This is a genomic window from Paenibacillus ihbetae, from assembly GCF_002741055.1.
Lineage (GTDB): Bacteria > Bacillota > Bacilli > Paenibacillales > Paenibacillaceae > Paenibacillus_AQ > Paenibacillus_AQ ihbetae.
In genome coordinates, this window is the sequence record NZ_CP016809.1 from 5,891,761 (window position 1) to 5,914,638 (window position 22,878).

Here is a 22,878-nt window from a genome sequence, read left to right on the forward strand (position 1 = left end):
TCATTTCTTGTAGAAAGAATACACTACTTTTCGTTTCGGGTAAACGGGGAAGCGGGCCTTGCGATATAGACATTATTACGGATTCCTATGTACAAAACTTAGAATTGGGAGATGCGGATCAGATCATAATTAAGTCCAAACAGAACCCGAATTATGTCTATATGCGCCGAAAAGGAGGATTAATATAATAAATCACATCAAGTCGATATGGCTGCAGCCTCTATTCGAAACTTGAAAACGTATACATAGAGACGGCACACGATCATGAAAATACGGAATAAGGCGGCGAGAAAGAATGAAATCAGAGAAAAGATTGGAGGCGCACCCCTCTAAAAATGCTTTGTGGAGCACCATTCGTCAATATAAGTATCATTATTTAATGCTTCTTCCCGTCGTGATCTGGTACCTTGTATTTAGCTATTTGCCGATGTACGGGGTCACACTAGCTTTAAAAACGTTTGATTTCAGCAAGGGAATACTAGGAAGTCCTTGGATTGGGTTGGATCATTTCAAGACTCTCTTGCAGGACCAGGAATTCTGGAATGCCTTCGAAAATACCGTCATCATCAGCTTGGCGAAATTGGTCATCCATTTTCCGCTTCCGATCATTTTAGCTATCGTCATGAACGAGTTTTCGCGCAATCGAGCAAGGAAGTTCTTCCAGACGCTCTTTACGTTTCCGCACTTTATCTCATGGGTTGTCCTGGCGGGGATCCTTACCAATATTCTAAGTAATGACGGGGTATATACCCAGTTCTTGTCACTGCTAGGAATTGAAGCTTCGTCGCCGTTGGTCAATGAAAATGAGTTCCGGCCTATGCTTTACATTACCCATGTGTGGAAAGAGATTGGATGGGATTCCATCATTTATATGGCAGCGCTCGCAGGCATCAATCCGGATCTGTACGAAGCTGCCGAAATCGATGGAGCCAGCCGCTTCCAGCGTCTACGGTATATCGCTTGGCCGGGTATTAAGAGCACAGTAGCCATCCTGTTTGTACTTACGATTGGCGGCCTTATGAGTCTGGGAGGCAGCTTTGATCAAATTTTCAACCTGTACAGTTCACCGGTATATTCCGTAGCGGATACAATCGATACCTATATTTACCGGACCACTTTTACAGTCGGCGCTGATTTTGGTTATATGACAGCGGTCGGATTGCTGAAGTCGGTGATCAACCTGGTGCTTTTAGTGCTGGCGAACATGGCTGTGAAAAGAATGGGAGAACAAGGATTGTACTAGCTGAAAGGAGCTGCTAAAGAGGATGGAACCAACGCGAGCTAAAAAGAAAATGAGTACCTTCGATATCGTAACGTATATTATTCTGGGCTTTCTTGCACTAATTACTTTTTATCCTTTCTATAACGTGATCATCATTTCATTTGCTAAGTTTGATGTCATCAGCAAAAGTGATTTATACTGGCTGCCGCAATCCTTTGACTTCTCGGCCTATAAGGTTGTATTGTCGGATACGAAATTCTGGAGCTCGTTCCTGGTGACGATCTTGGTGACCATCGGCGGGGTGATCTTCAGTATGGTCATCTCGGTCGCGGGTGCTTATGCTCTCTCCAAAAAAGGAATGCCGGGAAGAAACGCGGTTCTCACGCTCATCTTGTTCACGATGTTTTTTAACGGGGGACTCATTCCCTTTTACCTGGTGGTAAAGGAAGTAGGCCTGATCAATAACATCCTCGTCATGATTATTCCAGCGGGGATTAATACGATGTACCTCATTATTATGAAGAATTATTTCAGCACGATTCCAGATGGCCTCGAAGAATCAGCCAAGCTGGACGGCGCGAATGATATGTATATTTTGCTCAAAATTATCATCCCGATTTCCATGCCGTTTATGGCAACCTTCGGTTTGTTCTATGCGGTGGAAAGGTGGAACGAGTGGTGGCATGCCCTCATCTTTATCAGTGATGCAGACAAGGCCCCGCTGCAGATTTACCTTCGAAATATCTTGATTACGGCCAGCTCTTCATTAAATAGCATTGCTATGACCATGGCCGAGCAGAAAAATTTGACGAAGGTATACACCCCGAGTCTCCAGATGGCCAGCATCGTGATTTCCTGTTTGCCGATCATGCTGGTATACCCGTTCCTGCAGAAACACTTCGCCAAGGGCGTCCTTGTCGGATCCATGAAAGAATAACACTTTCATATACAGACATCTGCTTGTACACATAAAAAGGGAGGTTTTACAATGCAAAAGCTGCGTAAATTCAGCACGCTGACCATCATCCTGGTGCTGATGGCAGGATTGTTTGCTGGATGCGGTACAAAGGAAGCTTCAAATCAGGAACCCGACAGCAATGGGGGGACCAGCTCGGGCACAGCGGCCAGTGATGATCCGTTCAAGGAACATCTCGAAATTTCGGTTGGTTTTTGGGATATCGACACGATTGCTCCCAAGTTTCAAGAGGATCAAATTTTTCAGGATGTTATGAAGAAATTCAATATCACCATCAAGCCTGTAAACGTGACATGGGATGACTATGTACAAAAATATCAGATGTGGGCCGCTTCCGGCCAGCTTCCGGATATTTTCGCAACCGATGCCATCGGAACCCAATACTACAGAAACTGGGTCAATCAGGGGATCGTTAAAGCGCTTCCTGAGGACCTGTCCGCTTACCCGAACTTGAAAGAGTATTTCGAAACACCAGATATTAAAGGATTGAGTGAGGACGGGAAATTCTATAACGTTCCGAGACGTATGTTCCCTACGGTTCAGTGGAGCGTACTTGATCGCCCTGTGTTGTACAGATGGGACCTTGCCCAGCAAGCAGGTATCACCAAGGAGCCTGAAACCTGGGATGAATTCAAAGCCATGCTGCAAGCGATTGTAGACCAAGATCCGGAAGGCAAAGGGGTTACAGGTCTTACATCCTCTACGGTTAAAATGCTAGGCGGATTCTTCTGGTTGTACGGTAATGCTGCGGCAACAAGCGACGGCAGCGGAAGCGATTTCAAATGGATCAAGGAAGACGGGAAGTTCATACCGGCTGTATTCAGCAAAAACGCACTTCCTGCCCTGCAAAACATGAGAGAGATGTATGACAATCAATTGGTAGACCCGGATATCGCGTTGACTAAACCGGATTCCGCGTATGATAAATTTGTTTCCGGTAAATCAGCAGCACTGCTTATGGGTGGAGGATTTAAAGGCATTGATCAGAACGTTTATGAGAAGCGCTGGAAAACAGCTTACCCCGATGTAGAATTCACGGAAGCCGTCAAAGTATTGAAGCCGTTAAAAGGCCCGGACGGCGAACGGTATCATCCTGTATTTAAAACCTATTGGTCCGAAAGCTACTTTAACGCCAAGATGGATGATAAGAAGCTGGACCGTATTCTGAGACTGTACGATTATATTCTTTCCGAGGAAGGTAGCACATTGCTGACTTACGGGATCGAGGGCGAGGATTACAAGCTGGAAGGGGACAAGAAGGTTCCTTTACACGAAGAGAGCCTGATGTTGAAGTATCCAGCAATTAACACCCTGTTGAACCTGGTTACTTATAACACTTCGGATACTTATGCAATGGATAACCCAACGATTGCTAACAAAAAGATCAGACAGGAAGCGGTTGACTTTATTGACTGGAGTATTCAGAACTCCAAAGTACCGGATTATGATATCCGCCTGACCTATCTGTCTACTCCGACCAAGGATAAATTCAGCGTGCTGGATCATGATGATCTGCTGAAGGTCATGCTGAGCAAAGAGCCGGTAGAGCAGGTTTGGAGTGGTATTGTGAATAACTACAAATCCAAAGGACTCGATCAGATGATAGAAGAGGTTAATGCCAAAGCGAAAGAATCCGGCATTGAATAACAAGAGTCAATAGCAGTAGGTAGTACCGCAAAAAGCGTCTCCTTTATTTAAAGGAAATGTTCCAGGAGCCTACGGCTGAGCAAAGTCAACAGTTCATCGTCCAAGCCGGACGATACGACTCTGTTCAAAGCAGATTCCCAAATGATGCCTGCGCTTGCACGATGCTCACCTGCGCGGCTCCCTTGTAGCAACTTGTTTGCGATTTCGAGCATACACATGATACACAATGTAAAGCCCGTTCTTGATGATAAAGAACGGGCTTTTTTGCAGTCGATGATGCACGGCATCGGAAAAAGCCGTTTGACGGCTGAAATGAGACCTTGATATGATTAGTAAACAACAGCTGCCTTTCGGGTGGGGAAGACCTGCCATCTGACGGGCCATTAACCTAGAATAGGTGGGAACAATGTCAACCAATCCAAAGCATGATCTCATAACCAGCTGGCTGTCCCTAACGCAAACCCAGGCGATGATAACGAATGAACTGGAACAGACGCTTCAGCAGCAGCACGACTTGTCGCTGAACGAGTTTTACGTGCTGTTATTTTTGTTTGAGGCTCCCGAGAAAAAACTGAGGCTGCAGCAATTGCAGGCGATGGTGGGCCTCAGCCAAAGCGCAATTTCCAGGCTGGTCAGCCGCTTTGAAGCCAAAGGCTGCGGTGCGATGCAGCGGGCGATCTGCGAGAATGACCGCAGGGGGATATATACGTCGCTGACGTCCATTGGCGAAGACAAGCTTCAGCGGGCCAGAAGCACCGTGCTGAAAGTGCTGGAGCAGCAGTTCTCTTCTCCGAGGTTCCGCCAAGGCGTCCAGGATATTATGGAGATTCTCAAGCCCTGATTGTAAGGCCTTGTTGACGAATGCTCCTTCGTCTGTTATTTTAAATGCATGCGCATGCATTTAATTTCGAGGACAACAGGAGAGTGAGTGAAGCCCTATGGAACATTTATTCAGCCCATTTACATTGAAAGCTTTGGAACTGAAAAACCGCATCGTGATGCCTCCGATGTGTCAATATTCCGTTACGAACAAAGACGGTATCGCAACGGATTGGCATTACCTGCATTATGTCAGCCGCGCGGTCGGCGGAACCGGGCTTGTCATCGTTGAGATGACGGATGTGGAGCCTGACGGACGGATTTCGGACTACGACCTTGGTTTATGGTCCGATGAACATATCGCGCCGCTTGCGCGCATCGTCGATGGAATACACCAGCATGGCGCGAAGGCTGCGATTCAGATTGCCCATGCCGGCCGGAAGGCGGAGGACGCGGAAATACCTGTCGCGCCGTCGGCCATTCCTTTTGACCATAATTCCAAGACGCCGAGAGCCCTAACGACCGAAGAAGTGCAAGAGATGGTGGAGAAGTTTCGGTTGGCCGTTCGCCGAGCTGTGCAAGCCGGCTTTGATGCAATCGAGCTGCATGGCGCTCATGGATACTTAATTCACCAGTTCCATTCGCCATTAACGAACACAAGAACCGATGCCTATGGGCAAGATTTAACGAAATTCGGCGTCGAGGTGATTCAAGCGGCCAAGAGCGAAATGCCTGACGATATGCCGCTGATCATGCGTATCTCCGCGAGAGAGTATGTGGAAGGCGGCTACGGCATCGAGGAGAGCATTGCATTCTCCAAGGCGTATAAAGCAGCGGGGGTAGATATGTTCCATATCAGCGCCGGCGGCGAAGGTCCGATCGCAGCGGAGGGAAGACCAGGTACCCATGCGGCTTACCAGGTTCCGCTGGCTCGACAAATCAAAGAAGCGCTGGATGTACCGGTGATTGCCGTCGGCCGGCTGGATGAGCCGACTCTGGCGAACGCCGTCATCGGGAATGAAGAAGCGGATCTCGTTGCCGTGGGCAGGGGGATGCTGCGCAATCCATACTGGGCGTTGGAAGCGGCAGCTGTTCTTCAGAAGGATACGTCCATTCCAAGACAGTATCTCAACGGATTTCCTAAGCAGGCCCGATAAGCCCGTAGAATGCAAAGATTCACCTTCTTTAACTTGCAGTAAGTAACAAGAAGAACTGCTGAGTATCATCAAACGGTTCAACGTCTATTTCCGATTTCAATCGTTTATTGGATATAAAAAGGTTATCGATACGGTCACGCCGACCCTTCGATAACCTTTTTTTGTTTGTCGTCTGGGTCGAATAGTGATTGTTTTAAAAAAATATTTCCTGATTCCATTATTGTTCCCTTTACAATAGTGTGTGACGTACAGTATAATTATTTCCAGGAGTTGATGACATGTCTGAAGAACAAGAGATATTGAATGGATTGGTACAGGAGCTTCGGAGAGGCACCATTATTATTGGTGTGCTCAGTCAATTATCCGAGCCGCAGTATGGTTACTCCCTCGTCGCCCTATTGCAGGAGAAGGGGATTGGCGTCGAGGCGGGGACGCTATACCCGTTGCTGAGGAGGTTGGAAAAGCAAGGCCTGCTTGAAAGCCAGTGGGATACGAACGAGGCAAGACCAAGGAAATACTACATCATAAGTCAGACGGGCAAAGAGATATACAGCAAGTTGTACAGGGAGTGGAAGGATATGATGACGAGCCTTGAAGGACTCGTCGACGCCAAGGAGGAGAAGAAAGACCTATGATGGATCTGATAAACAGGTATGTGTATGCCGTAACCCAGAAGCTGCCCGTGTCGCAAAGAGCCGATATTGAATTGGAATTGCGGGGACTTATAGAGGACATGTTGGAGGATCGGGGGGCTCCAGGAGATACAGCCAGCCGTGAGGTTGTAGAGCAGGTACTGCTGGAGCTCGGCCCGCCAAATGAAATGGCTGCCCGGTATAGGGTGAAGGAAAGGTATTTGATCGGTCCGGGATTGATCGAAGGATATTGGTCAGTGCTGAAGATTGTGATTTATTCTTTGGTGATCTTCCTCAGCATTTCGTATATCATTGAATATTTTTCGAGCACAGACAGCTCGGGGAAGTCGCTGCTTGAATATTTTGTGACGATATTGAGTGTAAGCATTCAAGGGTTCGCATGGGTAACAGGGATTTTTGCCTTTATTGAATACCTGGGAGCACGAACCGACAAGGCGAAGGATTGGGACCCGTCGCAGTTGGACCCCGTCCCCGATACTGCTACGCGGATTAAGCCCATTGAGCCAATAATCGGTTTTTTGGCATCGATCCTGTTCTTTGTCGTGTTCACGTTCTCAATCGATTGGCTCGGGGTGATCCGGATTTCGGGCGAGCAATCCTTTAACATACCGGTGTTTGATAAAGAAGCGTTCGCGATCTACTTGCCTTTCATCTGGGCCGTGACGGCGATCGGTATTTTGAAGGACGCAATGAAACTCATCTTGCGAACATGGACTTCCCAGCTGGTGGCTGTACACCTCATTTTTAATGTCGTATTTACGATCGCTGCGATCGTCATACTTTCCGATCCGGCCATCATGAACCCTATGTTTATGAATCAGCTCGTGGATGCCAACCTGCTGACTACGGGCGAAGCATCGTATAATACGGTAAACCGGATTTGGAATCAGTCCAGGGAAGGGCTCATCTACATCATTGTAATCATCAACTTAATTGATACCGTATCCGTTGGGATGAAATGGTTCCGTCACAAAGACGGGCCAAAAGTATTGAGCAAGTAAACAGAACACTCGAATACAAGAGAATCATGAGGAGATATCAGCCTAAGGAGAAGGCCGGTATCTCCTTTTTTTTGTCGGGACTGCCGAGCCTCTCCGCTCAATTGAATGGGGATAAGCATAGAATGGAGCATGGTGCACAGCATATTTTTGACGAAAATATGAATTAAATGTGTCAAAATTATGTACAATGGTGTTATAATAAGAGAAGAAGAGCATGTAAACCCTTACAGAAGGAACGGAGCTGATCATGATGAAGTTCGCCATCCATTACTCTACAAGAATGAAGGACATTTTAATTTTTTCGCTGGTCATCAGCATTATTATGTTTCAAGTCGCAACCCTGACGGAGTACTCCTATCCGGTTTTATTCTATATGCAGATGGCAGTGAATGCGGTTATGCTGGCAGCCCTCGCGATTGAGGGGTATGCACGATTGATCAAACGGGAAATCCGGATTCAAGAAAATTCCGATACGATCACCATTAACGGTGCTTCAGTGAAGGCTGACCAGATCCGCGAGATCAAGGTTTCCGGCTGTCACAAAGCAACGTTCCGTCTCAGCCTGAAAGACAAGAATGCAACGCCGCTGTTTTGGAGCTTTAAGTTCGAAGATAAGAACTGCGAAGGAATCCGCCAGTTGACAAGATGGGCGGAGCACAACGGTATTGCGGTCCGCAAGATCGGCCCGCAGACCCGGACCGATATGGTCCTGACTTCTTCGAACGCGTAACTCGCTTCGGCAGCTGGGAAGAAAGCACCTGAACCATCATTGATGGGCAGGTGCTTTTTCGATTTGTTGAGCAGTGTATTATTCAAGATGCAAGGCTCAGTGGATCCATCATGTTCGTGTATCCAGGGGCGTAATTGCGGGGCAGTAAAGACGATAGAACACCAAGAGCGCATCTCCCCGTAGGAGATTGCGCTCTTGGTATGCAGATGGCTAGGTCAACAGGGAAGGCTGAACTGATTATGATTTGTTCGCTGGCCTATCCGATTTGTGTTCGATAATTTGCAGCACTTTGGGCTCTATCGCTTTTACCAGTTGTTCATATGAAAGATTGTTATTAGGAATTTCGCCATTACGTTCAGCTTCAATTTGTAAATCAACCTGAGTTTTCGCAATAACATCGACCACTTGCTGCTTGGAGACATTTTTAGATGCCGCAATTTCCACTACAGATTTACCTTTTGCTAATTCTTGCTTTAATTCGGTTGCACTCATGTTAAGTAAAGAAAACAGGTTTTGATCATTCAAATAGGCATCGGCAAAGTAATCAGGCTTACCATCTGTAGAGAAGAAACCTTCTACTGTAATATTTGAAGATGCGGTCTCACCGCCAATGACAGAAACGCTGATTGTATTATCCTGAACCAAAACCTGATAGAACGGTGTTTTTGACCCCTTTTCGGAATAATTCAACAGCAGCGTTTTTTGATCCGGGTTCTCCATTTGCTCCATAGCAAATTCGTACTCTTTAGTGCTGCCATAGATGTTATTAATGAGATAATCAACCTTCGATTTGATTTCCTGATCGGTTAAAGCAACGAGGGGCTTTTCCTTAGGCTCCCAATTCTCTTGAATTAAGTGTTCAATCTCACCGGTAGCACTGTTTGTATGAAGGGTAATTTTCTTGCTGCCCCCACCTTTTTCCTGGAGGATTATGCTGGTTTGGACACCTTGAACGGTGCTTGCCTCGATGATCTCAAACGATTTCGTTTCGGGAAATGCGCGATACAGCTTCTCGAGCGTAGCTTTGCCAACCTTATCTGTCTTGATTTGTTCCGCAGTCATCGGTGTTCTCGTCAGCATGTCAATCAGGGTAGGGGCAGCAAACGCTGCGGTGGGAATCAAAATCGCAGTGGCAACGATGCCGGCAATCATGCGTTTTTTCATAGGTTTCTCGCTCCTTTTTCTTACCACATATTTTGAATAAGATTGTTCGATTCGTCGGGAGATTGCCGGAGGGCAATCCATTTTTTCTGCTTCATGATGCAGATGTTCACGGATTTTGTGTTCAATAGTCATAGATCTTTTCCATCCTCTCTGGGGGGAGATTCCCTATGTGTTTTCGAAGCGCCTGAAGGCCGGCATGATATCTGGACTTGACGGTACCGAGCGGAATATCGAGCAATGTCGCGATTTCCTCAAGCGTATAGTCGTGAAAAAAGCGGAGGATGATCACGGTTCGCTGTTTGTCGGTCAGCTTTTGAATGGCTTGCGATATCATCTGGTTCGTCCCATCCATCAACACGGCAGGCTGATCCCAATGAGACTCTTCCCGCGAGAAGGCACGAATGCGTTCAAAAATCCGGAATCTCCGCCAGCGTTTAACCCGGAATCTCTGCACCTGACGGATGACCAAGCCGTGCAGCCAGAAGCGGAATGGCCGATTCGTATCGTAATTCGCAAGGGACTTCCACATTTGCATGTAGATTTCGTTCATGACATCTTCCCGGTCCTGCGGATGATCGACCAGAAACGAGACTGTGCGGTAAACGTCCTGATAGGTGGCATCATAGATCGAATGAAATGCCTGTTGATCACCATCTTTCATTTTTGTGAGTAACTGGTACATAATATCACTTTGCATTCAGTGGGCCCTCCTGGGTAAGCGGCTTACACCCTATATTGTCTCGCTTGGAAAAAAAGGTTCGGTCCTTTATACAGATCAATAAAACATTCATCACCACTACGATCAGAAATAAACAAAAGCCGGATTCCTTGGAAGTAGGAAAATCCGGCTTTTAAAAGATTGAATCTGTCTCCATCCCCGTATAGCTTTTTAACCTGTTGAGTGAAAAACACGGTTTGCCGATTCAAATGCGTTGACCGCTTTGGTACATATTTACGAAGGCTGCCTTAGCTGCTGCAGCCGCCTCCACCGCAGCTGCTGCAAGAGGAGCCGCTGCTGCAGGAAGATCCGCTGCTGCAGGATGCATCGCTGCCGCTGCCGCCTCCGTCACCTGGGTCATCCCGTCCTCCGGAGCCGCAGGCGGAGGCGTAGGTGCAGCTGCTCCCGGTTGCTCCGGCGGTCTTCTCCGTGTACTTCACTTCAGGTTCCATCCGATGCATGAAATCGTCGGAATAATGCCAGGCAAAGAAGACTGCCGAGGCAAGGAGCACCTCATTGTTTCCGTAATCCACCTTACGACTTGCCGGCGGGGAGCCGTTCTCGGCTTCCAACAGCCTCTCCTTGAGTCCGCCGATGACCTGGTCGATGGCCTCGGCTGCTTCGGGCAGTCGCTCATATGTCCACGAATTGAAACGCTCATTTTCGATGAAAGAATGGGCGTGACGGAACTCCTCCAGCTCTTCGCGCGGCAGAGGAACACGGAAGAACGGTCCCCACAAGGCGGCGCTGTACTCGTTCCACCCGAATAATTGCACGTATATAACATCGAACCATGCCCGCTCGTTCTTCATGGATACCTGCTCGCTGCCGGTATTGGGCGCATGATGCAGCATCCGTCCGAGGAAGCGGTCCGAAAATTGTTGATACTCGTATGTATACATCAGCATCTCATGCCACACTTCGTCGACCGCTTTGCTGAACATCGGTACGCGGTCCATGACGGCACACAGGATAAAGAATCGCTTAAGCTCGACCCACCGCCATTCATACTCCCGCTCCGATATTTCGGGGTATTCGGTCATCACCCGCTGCCTGACGGCATCCGGCAAGGCGGAGGGGAGGGAAGCTTCCAGACGCTTGGCAAGTCCGTAAGCGGGACTCCCGGGCTCGGCCACCAGAGGCGGTTCGGGTGCATTTCGGAAAGGGTTTCTCCGGCGTGTTGGGCTCATTGCCCGCTCTTTGCGCGACGATCGTTTCACAAAGTAAGAAATGATGAAAATATCCGCAATGATAAACAAAATGAGAATGATCCAGCCTGTCGTATTCATCGCATATTCCTCCTGTTTATGTATGTTGGTTTGGAGGCAGAAAGGTTCTCTCCTTCCTTAATTATGGCAAATGAAGCACGACATTGGCAATTCAAAGTTTGCCGGCAGGGCTGCTAAAGCGAAAGAGCCGACGTGATACAACAGCGTAAAAAAGAGGCGCTCTCTCAGGAAACAACGACTATCTCCCATACCAGCGCCCCCTTTCGGATGGAAATACGGCTTAACGCTCCTCAAAAACGTTCCGTCAAAGCAGTAAGATAAAACCTGCCTTACGCTTTATACGAGAGTCTATGTCGCATCCGTCTTGGTCTCTGAGGTAATCATCCATTGCACGCCATACTTGTCCCGTACCTCGCCCAAATAGATGCCGAACGGCTGCAGCTCGAACGGATAATTCACTTTTCCTCCCTCAGCAAGCTTCCGGAAGGCCTCACTGGCTTCGGCTATATTATTGTAATCTATGGACAAATAGATGTCGGTACCGGGGGAGGACGGCTCGATGGCATCCGCCATGAAAATGTAATTATCGCCGGCAAGATTCAGACACATATGCATTACCTTGTCTTTCAGTTCGGACTGCGTGCCCATTGCCTCTTCATGCGTTGTAAGGGACACGATCTTTCCGCCAAGCGAGTTCAAATAGAAATCCGCCTGTTCCCTGGCATTAGTGGAAATGAGATATGGCTTCAGCGTACCCATGGGTTCTCCTCAATCCTTTCAACTTGATATCGTATCAGTCAATGTTAATCTATCATACTTGACTGCATCGCATTTCTTCTCGATTGCTATTCATTCCCCCGGATCCATGCTGGTTCCCGCGCGGATTTGACACGGATGCCTACAGGCCCTATAACTGAAATGGAAAACAATTTTAAAGTGCATGGAATCTGGCCCGGACGATGGAGGGCATCATTGAGATTCGTAAGAAGCACTAATTACGGAATTTTTAGGAGCATACATATGTTGACAGGATGGAAGTTATCCGTGCTCGGGATCGTTATCGTAGGGATCGCCGGGATTGCCGCTTCTTCAGCGGGACTCATTGAGCCCATGCGGGCGGGCGCGTTATTTGCAGTATTTGTGTTATTTATCGGGTGTCTTGAGCTTATGGAATGGATCAAAAGACGGGGGAGGGGCAAAACCAACCGAAAACCTTCTTCCAAGTGAGAGAAGCCAACTCCTAAAGGAGGGAGAGCATGAATTGGATCGCGGTACAGCCTTACTACAAAATCCATCGCGTCGTGGACGGCATCGAACAAAGAACCGAAGAACAGTGGCGGAAGATGTACCTGTACGAAGACAGAATCGTAACCAAGTACCGGGTTTTTCCGCTGAATCAAGTGTTTGACCTCTCGTATCGCACGATGGGAGGAGAGGGAGGCTTCTTATATCTGCATACCCGGCAGGGCGTATATTCCTATACGGTGAAGGAAGATCCCCGGACCTTCATCGAGGCCTTCAAACAGCTTTAAGCGCAGAAATTCCCAAAGATTCCTAGTCTCAGGTCTAGTTAGGAACCTCGTCTTGAGCACGTTTTCCGAATGCCGAGCATTCAGTAAGCTGGTTATATACTTTTGGACGGATTAGGGGGCCGGCGCGTGGACACGCTGCTTAATTTTATCGAACAAATCGGGCATTACGCATTATTTCTCGTCTTATGCCTTGGAGTTATCGGTCTGCCTGTGCCGAACGAGGTCGTTGCGATGACGGGCGGTGCGCTGGCCGCATCCGAAATACTAGCGCCATTCCCTTCATTCGTGATGATTTATCTGGGGGTATGCTCCGGGGCTACCGTAGGCTTTATGCTCAGCCGCTTTACGGCTAGCCGGCTGCTGGAGCGGTTTGGGGACAGGAAGAGCATCCGGCAGTTCCTGGACGTCTCCGAACGGCTGACCCGCCAGTACGGCAATTATGCGATCTGCATCAGCGCGTTTCTGCCGATTCTCCGTAACGTGACTCCCTATGCGGTTGGCATGAAAGGGATGCCTTACCGGAAATTTGCGCTTTTTTCCTATTCGGCATCATTGCTGTGGACCGTCGGCTATTTCTCCTTGGGCATGTACGTCGGCGATCAAGTGGTTGATCACATCGGTGCACTCATTAACCGTTACGGATATTACCTGGCCGGGGTGGTAGCTGTGCTCGCTGTGGTTCTCATCCTGATCTTGTCAAGACGAAGAAACAAACGCTTAAAGGTCGACAAAGAGGTTCAGATCCACGGTTAGACCATGCCGATACGTTGGTTCGAATCGCCCATCATGGCGTGTCGTCGGAAGGGGGTTCGGGCAAGCCGCGGAGGATTTTAATATATTCACGCGGCGAGAAGCCGGATGATGTATTTCGGATCTCGTTGGAATGATAGATTTCCAAGGATTCGCCCGGCTTTTGCATCATTTGGGAGCTTCCCGGCCGGTAGCGGTTGCGCGAGGCGGAATCCGCTAAGTATGCGGCGGTTAGCAGGACGATAAAGATCAGGGCGCATAGAGCAGCTTTTTTTGCCATGTGACATTCACTCCTTTCACTACAGTGTTGTCCCCATTCCATGTTTTTCATTCCCGAAGAAATCTTTGACAAAATAGCGAACTGCATATATACTTTTCATCAGTGTGACGCGAGACAATACGATATGATTTTCCCGGAGGAGCCTGCCAACAGCGGGCTCTTTTTGTGTTTTTCCGGACTTTGATCCGGATATTTGGGGAAATACTAAATGCAGGAAAAAATCAGACTATAGGAGGAGTAGATTTTGTCATTGCTGCACATCGCCGTTCTGGCACCTTTTATCGTCGCCCTTGGGATTATGCTGCTGCGTAAGCCCTTGAGTCGAATCCATGCCGGCTGGGCTGTTTTGCCGGTACCAATCATTTTATTTACGTATTTTCTGGGACGAATACCGACCATTCAGGGAGGTGAACCGCAGCATGTACGGGCAGCGTGGATCCCATCGCTCGGCATCGACATTACGTTGTACCTGGATGGTCTCAGCTTGATATTTGCACTTTTAATATCGGGGATCGGTTCCCTTGTGGTCTTGTATTCTATCTTTTATATGGATCGAACCAAAGAGGCCGTCCAGCGCTTCTATGTTTATCTGCTCCTGTTCATGGGGGCTATGCTCGGCGTCGTATTGTCTGACAATCTCCTTGTTTTGTACGGGTTCTGGGAATTGACGAGCATCTCGTCGTTTCTTCTGATCGCCTTCTGGCATCATCGGGACCGTTCAAGATACGGAGCGCTGAAATCCATGCTCATCACGGTGTTCGGCGGGCTGGCCATGCTGGCAGGCTTCATCGTGCTCTACGTGATGACCGGAACTTTCAGCATTCGGGAGATCGTCGCTTCCATTGGAACCATAACGGGAGAACCGCTGTTCCTTCCGGCCATGCTTCTGATTTTGCTGGGGGCATTCACGAAATCGGCCCAGTTCCCGTTCCATATCTGGCTTCCGGATGCGATGGAGGCGCCGACTCCGGTCAGCGCCTATCTTCATTCGGCAACGATGGTTAAGGCGGGCATCTATTTGGTAGCCCGCTTCAGCCCGGTGTTCGCCGGCCATTCATGGTGGTTCTGGATCATCACGATCACCGGCTTGACCACCTTGATGTATGCGTCGCTGAGAGCGATCAAGCAGACGGATCTGAAGGCGCTGCTTGCCTTCTCGACCGTCAGCCAGCTGGGTCTGATCATGAGCTTGCTCGGACTGGGCTCGGCCGCCGCCTACTTCGGCGCAGGTCCGGATTCCGTCATCTATGCCAAAGCGACGACGGCCGCGATCTTTCACTTGATGAACCATGCCATATTTAAAGGCGCGCTGTTCATGGTGGTCGGCATCGTCGACCATGAGACGGGAACGCGAGACCTGCGCAAGCTGGGCGGTTTGCTGAATCTGATGCCGATCACGTTCACTGTGGCATTAATCGGGGCTTTTTCCATGGCGGGATTGCCGCCGTTTAACGGTTTTCTCAGTAAGGAGATGTTCTTTACCGCCGTCCTTCAGGCGTCGCAGATGAGCTTCTGGGCGGCCGAAACCTGGGGAATTCTAATTCCGGTGGTCGCTTGGACAGCAAGCGTGTTCACATTCCTGTACAGCATGATCCTGGTGTTCAAAACCTTCACCGGGAGGTACCAGCCTGAGAAGCTTGAGAAAAAGCCGCACGAGGCCCCGATCGGCATGCTGATTCCGCCGGTTGTGCTGGCTTCGCTGGCGATAATCTTCGGCCTGTTCCCGAATCTGCTGTCCTACTCGTTGATCGAGCCTGCAATGACGGCGATCCATCCCGCACTGCTGGAGCCCGGGGACACCTTCCACGTTAAGATCGAAATGTGGCATGGCTGGACGGCGGAAATTTTTATGACCATCGCGATCATCGTCATCGGTGTCGTGCTCTATAAGCTGCATGGTTCCGTCGGGGTACTGAACCAAGCCTTGACCAAGAAATTTACCTTGAACCGTCTGTACGACCGGGGGCTTCGTGCGCTGGAGGGGGGCGGAAAATCGATAACGTCCACGTATATGACCGGATCGGTTCGTCATTATGTTATCTATATTTTCGCTTTCTTCATCCTCGTTCTGGGCGGAGGATTGCTGCTGATCGGAGATATCCATTACGGCGGCAGCGGCTCGTACGCTCCGATCTCTTTCTATGAAGCCGTGGCCATCATCGCGCTGGTTATTCCTGTGCTGGTGCTGCCTTTCGTTCGCACGCGTCTGATGGCCATCATCCTGACCGGGGCGGCAGGTTATATGGTCACGTTGTTCTTCGTGCTGTTTCGGGCACCGGACCTGGCGCTTACGCAGATGATTGTCGAGACGGTATCGGTCATGCTGTTCTTGCTCTGTTTCTATCATTTGCCGAAGCTGAAGCGGGAGAAGGTCCCGATGGGATTGAAATGGAGGAATCTATTGATCTCGGCCGGCGTCGGGATCGTCGTCACACTGATTGCGCTGGCTGCGAGCAGCGGCCGCTCATTCGATTCCATCGCCGATTTCTTCATTAAGGAGAGCTATCCATCCGCGGGCGGCAAGAACATCGTTAACGTCATACTCGTGGATTTCCGCGGATTCGATACGCTGCTTGAAATCATGGTGCTTGGCATCGCTTCGTTAGGCATCTATGCGTTGATCCGGGTAGATATGGGTGAGCAATTGCTTGGACAGCGTGATCCCTACCAGGAGGTTTACCTGCCTAGCAGAAACGACGTCATCCTGCGCACGGTGTCGAAGGTCGTTATTTTCATCGTAGTCGCCTTCTCCTGGTATCTGTTCAGTGCCGGGCACAACGAGCCGGGCGGCGGATTTATCGGCGGATTAATGACGGCGGCGGCGCTTGTCCTGCTGTCCATGGCATTCGGCATGGACGTGACGCGGAATGTCATCCCGGTTCAATTCCGGAAGGTAACGGCTGTGGGACTTCTCATCGCACTACTGACAGGCATCGGTTCGCTGGTGATTGGCGTGCCGTTCCTTAGCCATACGTTTGGGCACCGTGAACTGCCACTGCTAGGAGATACCGAGCTTGCGACGGCTGTTCTGTTTGATCTCGGGGTTTATCTGGCTGTTGTAGGCGTCACCATGACCATCATCAATTCGATCGGGAGGGATCAATAACCGTGGAATTATACATGTCGCTGGCCATTGGCATTCTTTTTGCGGTCGGTGTGTACCAGATCTTGTCCAAAAGCCTCCTGCGCATCATATTAGGAACGAACCTGCTGACCCATGGAGTCCACCTGCTTCTGCTGACGATGTCGCGTTTGAAGACCGGCGCAGCTCCCTTGCTGGGCGAAGAGGCTTCCTCCTATGTGGATCCCGTGCCGCAGGCGCTCATTCTGACATCCATCGTGATCAGCTTCGGGGTCACTTCCTTCTTCTTCGTTTTAGCCTACAAGGCATATCAGCGCCTGGGCACGGACAATATGGAAGAGCTAAGGGGGAAGGACGATGAATAATATAATTGTCCTTCCGCTGCTGATCCCGCTGGTCACCGCCGTTCTTCTTATCTTCTGTGCGAAGAACATTCGCCTTCAGCGCTGGATGAGTGCAATCAGCATTGCAATGAATGTGCTTGTTGCTCTGTTCATCGTATATCAGGTGGACACTCAAGGCATCCAGACGCTTCATATGGGCGGATGGCTTCCGCCGCACGGCATCGTGTTTGTGGCGGATATGCTTGCAGCTTTGCTGGTGCTGATGACGCTTCTTGTAGCGGCTGCCTGTCTGTTCTACGCCTTTCGCAGCATCGGGGAGGAGCGGGAAAAGCATTATTTTTATACGTTTTTTCAGTTTTTGCTTGCCGGTGTCATCGGTTCGTTTCTGACCGGGGATCTGTTCAACTTGTTCGTCTGCTTCGAGGTGATGCTGATCTCCTCCTACGCGCTGATCGTTCTTGGGGGCACCAAGCGTCAGCTGCGGGAAACGCTCAAATACATGCTGATCAACATTATCTCATCCACGCTATTCGTTGCTGCCGTTGCGTATTTGTACGGCACGGTCGGCACGTTGAACATGGCCCATCTCTCCCTGCGCGTAGCCGAGGTGCAGCAGGAGGGCATTCTGTCGGTGATCGGCATCCTGTTCCTGATCGTGTTCGCATTAAAGGCCGGATTGTTCCTGTTCTTCTGGCTGCCGGGCTCGTATAACGCCCCTCCGGCCGCAGTGACAGCGCTGTTCGGTGCTCTTCTGACGAAGGTCGGCCTATACGCCATTATCCGGACCTTCACCCTGATCTTCTACCACGAAACCGGCGGCATCCATGCGATCATCGGATGGATGGCGGCTGCGACGATGATTCTGGGAGGACTCGGGGCGGTTGCGTACAAAGACATCGGCCGCGTCTTGAACTATAACATTGTGATCAGCGTCGGTCTTATCGCATTTGGGATCGCCACGGCCAGCGAGGCATCGCTGAACGGCGCGGTGTTCTACCTGCTGCATGACATGGCAGCCAAGGCGCTGCTGTTCATTCTTGGAGGCATGATCATTACGAGTGCCGGCACGGCCAAGCTGGGCGAGATGGGCGGGTTGATGAAGCGATATCCTTGGATCGGCTGGATGTTCTTCATCGCCCTGCTTGCGCTCGTTGGCATTCCGCCGCTCAGCGGATTTTTGGGGAAAGTGTTGATTCTCCAAGGCGGCTTGCAGGAAGGACACTACTGGCTCAGCGGCATTGGGCTTCTGTCCAGCCTGCTCGTGCTGTATTCGCTCATCAAGGTGTTCATGGGCGCGTTCTGGGGCGATTCCACGGCCCGCGGGGATCAGCAGACGATCAACATTCCTCGCACGGCATACGGTGCGGCAATCGGCTTAACGCTGATTGTCATGCTGATGGGTATCGGCTCCGAGTGGGTATATTCGTATACTTCCCAGGCAGGAGCGGTGCTGACGGATCCGTCCCTGTACATTAACGCCGTATTAAAGGAGTAGTGGTTATGGGACAACAAATCCTTTTGAATATCGTCATTGCGGTTCTTTGGATGTTTTTGAAAGATGAGCCGACCCCGCAGCAGTTCATTGTCGGCTATATTATAGGCATGCTGATGATCTTCTTGCTGCGGAGATTCTGGCCGAGTGGTTTTTATATGCGGAGGCTGTGGTCGATATTGCTGCTGCTGCTCTTGTTCTTCAAAGAGCTGTTCAAGTCGAGTATCACCGTGATCGGGCAGATTTTGCAGCCGAAGTTGAATGTACGGCCCGGCATCTTTGCATATACGACCGAGCTGAAGTCGGATTGGGAAATCACCTTGCTCTCATGCCTCATATGCTTAACGCCGGGAACCCTTACCCTGGAGGTGTCCCCGGATGGGCAGACCTTATTTATACACGCGATGGACATCGAGGATACCGATGAGCTGTCGGAACAGATCCGGGGAACATTCGAGCGAGCCATTAAGGAGGTGACCCGCACATGATCAACGGCATACTGATTGCTTCGCTCATCATTTTGTCGCTGGCGATTCTCGCCTGTCTGTACCGGCTGATCAAGGGACCTTCCATGAACGACCGGATCATGTCGCTGGACACGATCGGCATTCTGCTGCTCTCGATCATCGCAGTGCTCTGTATGCTGTTCAGGACCTCGGTATATGTCGATATTATCCTGCTGATCGGGATATTAACATTTATCGGAACGACCGCGCTGGCCAGATACATTGAGAGGGGTGATGTCATTGACCGCTGAAGTGATGAGCAGGATCGGTGAATTCCTGATTGCTATTATGGTGCTTATCGGTGCACTGCTAGGCGCTTTAAGCGCCTTTGGCCTGGTACGGCTGCCGGACGTGTATATGCGTTCCCATGCCGCTACGAAGAGCGCTACGCTCGGCGTTCTGATGATCTTGGCCGGCGCCTTTCTGTATTTTGCTCTCTATCTGGACCATATCAGCATTAAGCTTCTTCTGGGGATCGTGTTCGTGTTCATTACCGGCCCGGTGGCTGGCCATCTGAACGGACGGGCAGCTTATCGTTCCGGCGTGTCCCTGTGGGAAGGGAGCGTCCATGACGATTTGAAGCCCGTGCTGCGGCGTGAACGGGAGCAGCTGCAAGCCGGAAAATCCGAATCCGGCGAGAGGGTCAAGGATGTGTAACCTCTGTGAGCTTTTTCATGACGCAGGGAGACGGAACGCCTAAAACTGAATGTTATGCACGATATCACGATATAAACGGGCATGTTATGCAAGCCGCCAAAGTTGGCGGCTTGTTCCATATATTCATGTTTGACTATCTATAGGAGCCTAGTGATATGGTAGAATAAACCAGAGGTGTGCGGAATAATCCAACGAGTTTCAAGCGGACTGGGACGCAGCCTGCAGGAGCGATTGGGAGCATGGTTTCATTCGCTCGCGAAGGAGGGGGAGGATTTGATGAATTCCATTCAGGACAAGACCGATTGGAAGCAGTTATCAGAATTTCTGGCCCGGATGAATCGACTCAAACAGCACCATGTCGGCTATTGCGGGGAACAGGAAGAGGAGATCTACGGCGCATTGATGGAGGACTTTGCTGAGGGGGGCGGCCGCGGACAGAGATTCACGGTCTATGCGAGTGAAGGCCGGATCATAGGAGCGCTCGGCTTCCAAGTGGATGAAGAGGACCGTTCGGCAGAAGTATGGGGACCCTTCATCGATGCCGGGCAGGCCGAATGGGCTCCGTTGGCGAATCGGTTATGGAGAGAGGGATTGTCCAGGCTGGATGCAGTGGTGGATACTCTGTACGGTTTTTATAATATGGAGAATGTTAACTGTACTAACTTCATGGCTGAAATAGGTGCTGAACGTTCAGGGCTTCATACCATTCTGAAATCAAGAGGCAAAGCAGGTGTAAATTGGACTTCGGATTCCCCCCTAGTCGATTCAACCGGTGTGGAGGATATTACGCCGGAATTAGAGGCTGAATTCCTTAAGCTGCATGCGATGTCCTTTCCCGGTACCTACTATGGAGGGAAGGAGATTTTGAACCGGCTGAACGGGGACCGAAGGCTGTTCACGGCGGTGGAACACGGGGAGCTTGCAGGATACGTTTATGTGGAAGCTGAACCTGAGTTTAGGGAAGGCAGTATTGAGTACATCGCCGTTTCGAGTGATTTCCAGCGAAGAGGATACGGGAAGAAGCTGCTGGCGAGAGCGCTCCGATATTTGTTCGGGAACGTAGGCACGGAGGAAATTTCGCTCTGCGTGAGCCGGGACAATATCGGCGCCATCCGGTTATATGAAAGCATGGGCTTCGATACGGAGCATCAGCTTGCGGCATTTGTCCTTAAGGTTGAAGGAATATCCCCGACACAGGAACAGGACCGGATTGCAGCGACGTCCGAGAGGAGCTGATGGTTTCTTGCCGATATGGTCTATGCCTAAAGGGAAGAGCATTCTTGAACGGAAAATACGCTATGATGCTACCGTGGTTGATCACCGCTGCAAGCTTCTGAAAGCGGAGGGCAGCACGGTCATCCTTATGCATCAAAACGAACAATCGTTCTCGATGGAGGCCGGTGCGAAGGAGCTTACGATATCCAAGGGAGTTCTAACCTTTGCCTACTATTGGATAGATCGGCCCTATAACTTGTATTATTGGAGGGATGCAAACGGGCAGGAGCTGGGTGCGTATTTCAATATTGTCAGAAATACGCATGTGTCCGAGGAGGCGGTATCCTTCGAGGATTTGATTATCGATGTGCTGGTGCTTCCTGAAGGGGAATATTTTATTTTGGATCAAGACGAGCTGCCTGAACCGCTGCATCAATTTGAGGGCGGGCTCGTGCAGGAAGCGCTGCATATGCTGTTGGACCATAAAGATTGCATCCTTCGGGAAGCTGCTGCGGAGACCGAGCGGCTGTGGCACGAAATATGGGGCTAAGCTGGAAGAATTGCGGGTGGATGACAGCCACACTGCAGGAGTGGTGAGAACCGGAAGTGATCCGCATCTCGCCGGGCGTACTTATATATGGGTTTAAAAATAGGGTTAAGAGCCCGTCATTCCCCGAGGGGCATGGCGGGCTCTTAACCATTCCTGGCGGGAGGTTCTGCCTTGATTACGTCATGAGAGCATCGATCTTATGAATTAGATCTCCCGATTATGATTTGGGATCAGGTTGATTCTGCTCGTCCGAGTGGTGATACCGGTTCTCCATCTTCTTGCCTGCAAGCCACAGCAGCCACAGCACAATGGCTGCGACCAGAATCCGCCAAGGCTGCTGCACGAACCCCTGCCAATCGTGTCCGATAAAGGCGACCATGAAGATCATTACAGACTTACCGGCCATGACGGCAATCGTGAAGGTGCTTGCCGATACGGTGCTGATTCCGGAAGCAATGTTAATCAGCGAGGACGGAGTGAACGGGAAACAGTATAGAATGAAGATCGGGGTGAAGCCCCTTTCCTCAATCCAGTGAAAGAAGCGCTGTGTTCCCGGCATCCGCTTCTGAATCAGCAGCCCCAGCTTACCGCCAAGCTTGCGTGCAATCCAGAACACCGTGATGGATCCGAGGCAAACCCCGATCCACGATAACAAGAAACCCCACCATAGTCCATACGCCGCTGCGTTCCCCATAACCAGTACGATCAAGGGAAGAAACGGAAGGAACGCCTCGAAGAAGGGCAGCAGGATCCCCGGGAGCGGTCCCAGCTCGGAATATTCCTTGAGCCAACGCTGCACCTGCTCCATGTCCAAATCTTTTAAATAGGTCCATATGTGTTGAAGCCAATCCATGTTGAGTACAATCCTCTCCCTGCATCCAAACTACGACAAACTAACATACGGTTCGTAGGGAGCTGACGGATATACGTTGATAAGCGCACAAACGGCAATGTGTCACGAAGCATCCGGCCATGCGGCACCCCTGAAGTATGTAATTGTCAGCATTGTAATAAAGGCAGTTTCCTTATGTAACCAGTGTGCACTGGCGGTTGTTCCATATTATATCATACTGGTTCGGATATATTAAAATTTGACATGTTCATCTTTCGTGCGTAACCGATATCTATTAGGTAATAAAACGTGAAGCTCCCAT

Annotated in this window: 25 protein-coding genes; 19 read left to right on the forward strand and 6 right to left on the reverse strand. The window is 50.1% G+C overall.

All coding sequences use genetic code 11. The features are described 5' to 3' along the window. Positions 1-295 precede the first annotated feature (295 nt). From BBD41_RS26470 to BBD41_RS26505, 8 genes are all read left to right on the forward strand, one after another. Positions 296-1,243, forward strand: coding sequence for an ABC transporter permease (locus tag BBD41_RS26470; protein ID WP_099479582.1), 948 nt, complete (start codon positions 296-298; stop codon positions 1,241-1,243). 22 nt (positions 1,244-1,265) lie between these two features. Beyond that, positions 1,266-2,159: a carbohydrate ABC transporter permease gene (locus tag BBD41_RS26475; protein ID WP_099479584.1), complete on the forward strand. Its 894-nt coding sequence runs from the start codon at positions 1,266-1,268 to the stop codon at positions 2,157-2,159. 51 nt (positions 2,160-2,210) lie between these two features. Then, entirely contained in the window at positions 2,211-3,845 is a 1,635-nt protein-coding gene (locus tag BBD41_RS26480; protein WP_099479586.1) for an extracellular solute-binding protein, read from the forward strand. Positions 3,846-4,251: 406 nt separating this feature from the next. Beyond that, a complete protein-coding gene (locus BBD41_RS26485; protein ID WP_099479588.1) occupies positions 4,252-4,686 on the forward strand; it encodes a MarR family winged helix-turn-helix transcriptional regulator in 435 nt (144 codons plus the stop codon). 97 nt (positions 4,687-4,783) lie between these two features. After that, positions 4,784-5,821 (forward strand): NADH:flavin oxidoreductase/NADH oxidase, encoded by a 1,038-nt coding sequence (locus BBD41_RS26490; RefSeq protein WP_099479590.1) that lies wholly within the window; start codon positions 4,784-4,786, stop codon positions 5,819-5,821. Between the two features lie 278 nt (positions 5,822-6,099). Then, the gene (locus tag BBD41_RS26495; RefSeq protein WP_077566848.1) at positions 6,100-6,456 is read left to right on the forward strand and encodes a PadR family transcriptional regulator; all 357 of its coding nucleotides are present in this window, start codon (positions 6,100-6,102) and stop codon (positions 6,454-6,456) included. Next, positions 6,453-7,475, forward strand: a complete 1,023-nt coding sequence (locus tag BBD41_RS26500) for a hypothetical protein (RefSeq protein ID WP_206098269.1) — start codon at positions 6,453-6,455, stop codon at positions 7,473-7,475. The genes BBD41_RS26495 and BBD41_RS26500 overlap by 4 nt, the downstream gene beginning before the upstream one ends. A 247-nt stretch (positions 7,476-7,722) precedes the next feature. Beyond that, positions 7,723-8,205 (forward strand): hypothetical protein, encoded by a 483-nt coding sequence (locus BBD41_RS26505; protein WP_237086930.1) that lies wholly within the window; start codon positions 7,723-7,725, stop codon positions 8,203-8,205. 237 nt (positions 8,206-8,442) lie between these two features. Here BBD41_RS26505 and BBD41_RS26510 read toward each other — a convergent pair whose 3' ends face one another. The 4 genes from BBD41_RS26510 to BBD41_RS26525 all read right to left on the reverse strand — a co-directional run bounded on the left by BBD41_RS26510 (position 8,443) and on the right by BBD41_RS26525 (position 12,075). After that, positions 8,443-9,501 carry a hypothetical protein gene (locus BBD41_RS26510; RefSeq protein WP_206098270.1) on the reverse strand — a complete coding sequence of 353 codons (1,059 nt, stop codon included), beginning with the start codon at positions 9,499-9,501 and terminating at the stop codon, positions 8,443-8,445. After that, complete coding sequence (locus tag BBD41_RS26515; RefSeq protein WP_099479592.1) at positions 9,491-10,066, reverse strand: sigma-70 family RNA polymerase sigma factor; 576 nt, start codon at positions 10,064-10,066, stop codon at positions 9,491-9,493. The genes BBD41_RS26510 and BBD41_RS26515 overlap by 11 nt, the downstream gene beginning before the upstream one ends. A gap of 269 nt (positions 10,067-10,335) precedes the next feature. After that, complete coding sequence (locus tag BBD41_RS26520) at positions 10,336-11,376, reverse strand: glycine-rich domain-containing protein (RefSeq protein ID WP_099479593.1); 1,041 nt, start codon at positions 11,374-11,376, stop codon at positions 10,336-10,338. 288 nt (positions 11,377-11,664) lie between these two features. Beyond that, complete coding sequence (locus tag BBD41_RS26525) at positions 11,665-12,075, reverse strand: VOC family protein (protein WP_077566844.1); 411 nt, start codon at positions 12,073-12,075, stop codon at positions 11,665-11,667. A gap of 261 nt (positions 12,076-12,336) precedes the next feature. Here BBD41_RS26525 and BBD41_RS26530 point away from each other — a divergent pair, with 261 nt between their 5' ends. The 3 genes from BBD41_RS26530 to BBD41_RS26540 all read left to right on the forward strand — a co-directional run bounded on the left by BBD41_RS26530 (position 12,337) and on the right by BBD41_RS26540 (position 13,601). Beyond that, complete coding sequence (locus BBD41_RS26530) at positions 12,337-12,543, forward strand: hypothetical protein (protein ID WP_099479595.1); 207 nt, start codon at positions 12,337-12,339, stop codon at positions 12,541-12,543. A gap of 29 nt (positions 12,544-12,572) precedes the next feature. Beyond that, a complete protein-coding gene (locus BBD41_RS26535) occupies positions 12,573-12,848 on the forward strand; it encodes a hypothetical protein (protein WP_099479597.1) in 276 nt (91 codons plus the stop codon). Positions 12,849-12,974: 126 nt separating this feature from the next. Beyond that, positions 12,975-13,601 carry a DedA family protein gene (locus BBD41_RS26540; RefSeq protein WP_099479599.1) on the forward strand — a complete coding sequence of 209 codons (627 nt, stop codon included), beginning with the start codon at positions 12,975-12,977 and terminating at the stop codon, positions 13,599-13,601. 31 nt (positions 13,602-13,632) lie between these two features. Here the strand turns inward: BBD41_RS26540 and BBD41_RS26545 are convergent, their stop codons facing one another. Then, entirely contained in the window at positions 13,633-13,878 is a 246-nt protein-coding gene (locus BBD41_RS26545) for a hypothetical protein (protein ID WP_077566840.1), read from the reverse strand. Positions 13,879-14,122: 244 nt separating this feature from the next. Between BBD41_RS26545 and BBD41_RS26550 the strand changes: the two genes are divergently transcribed. From BBD41_RS26550 to BBD41_RS26585, 8 genes are all read left to right on the forward strand, one after another. After that, positions 14,123-16,984, forward strand: coding sequence for a Na+/H+ antiporter subunit A (locus BBD41_RS26550; protein WP_099479601.1), 2,862 nt, complete (start codon positions 14,123-14,125; stop codon positions 16,982-16,984). Between the two features lie 2 nt (positions 16,985-16,986). Further along, the gene (locus BBD41_RS26555; RefSeq protein ID WP_007128409.1) at positions 16,987-17,325 is read left to right on the forward strand and encodes a Na(+)/H(+) antiporter subunit C; all 339 of its coding nucleotides are present in this window, start codon (positions 16,987-16,989) and stop codon (positions 17,323-17,325) included. Further along, positions 17,318-18,799: a Na+/H+ antiporter subunit D gene (locus BBD41_RS26560; RefSeq protein WP_099479603.1), complete on the forward strand. Its 1,482-nt coding sequence runs from the start codon at positions 17,318-17,320 to the stop codon at positions 18,797-18,799. The genes BBD41_RS26555 and BBD41_RS26560 overlap by 8 nt, the downstream gene beginning before the upstream one ends. Positions 18,800-18,804: 5 nt before the next feature. Further along, positions 18,805-19,284, forward strand: a complete 480-nt coding sequence (locus BBD41_RS26565) for a Na+/H+ antiporter subunit E (protein ID WP_099479605.1) — start codon at positions 18,805-18,807, stop codon at positions 19,282-19,284. Beyond that, complete coding sequence (locus BBD41_RS26570; protein WP_007128406.1) at positions 19,281-19,553, forward strand: Na(+)/H(+) antiporter subunit F1; 273 nt, start codon at positions 19,281-19,283, stop codon at positions 19,551-19,553. The genes BBD41_RS26565 and BBD41_RS26570 overlap by 4 nt, the downstream gene beginning before the upstream one ends. Positions 19,554-19,557: 4 nt before the next feature. Then, complete coding sequence (mnhG, locus tag BBD41_RS26575; RefSeq protein WP_099480815.1) at positions 19,558-19,959, forward strand: monovalent cation/H(+) antiporter subunit G; 402 nt, start codon at positions 19,558-19,560, stop codon at positions 19,957-19,959. A gap of 276 nt (positions 19,960-20,235) precedes the next feature. Further along, positions 20,236-21,195, forward strand: a complete 960-nt coding sequence (locus BBD41_RS26580; protein WP_099479607.1) for a GNAT family N-acetyltransferase — start codon at positions 20,236-20,238, stop codon at positions 21,193-21,195. Between the two features lie 22 nt (positions 21,196-21,217). Further along, the gene (locus BBD41_RS26585; protein WP_077566834.1) at positions 21,218-21,724 is read left to right on the forward strand and encodes a ribonuclease FAU-1 family protein; all 507 of its coding nucleotides are present in this window, start codon (positions 21,218-21,220) and stop codon (positions 21,722-21,724) included. Between the two features lie 217 nt (positions 21,725-21,941). On the opposite strand, the gene BBD41_RS26590 is transcribed toward BBD41_RS26585, so the two are convergent. Then, on the reverse strand, positions 21,942-22,577 hold the full coding sequence (locus BBD41_RS26590) for a TVP38/TMEM64 family protein (RefSeq protein WP_077566833.1): 636 nt from the start codon (positions 22,575-22,577) through the stop codon (positions 21,942-21,944). Positions 22,578-22,878: the final 301 nt, after the last annotated feature.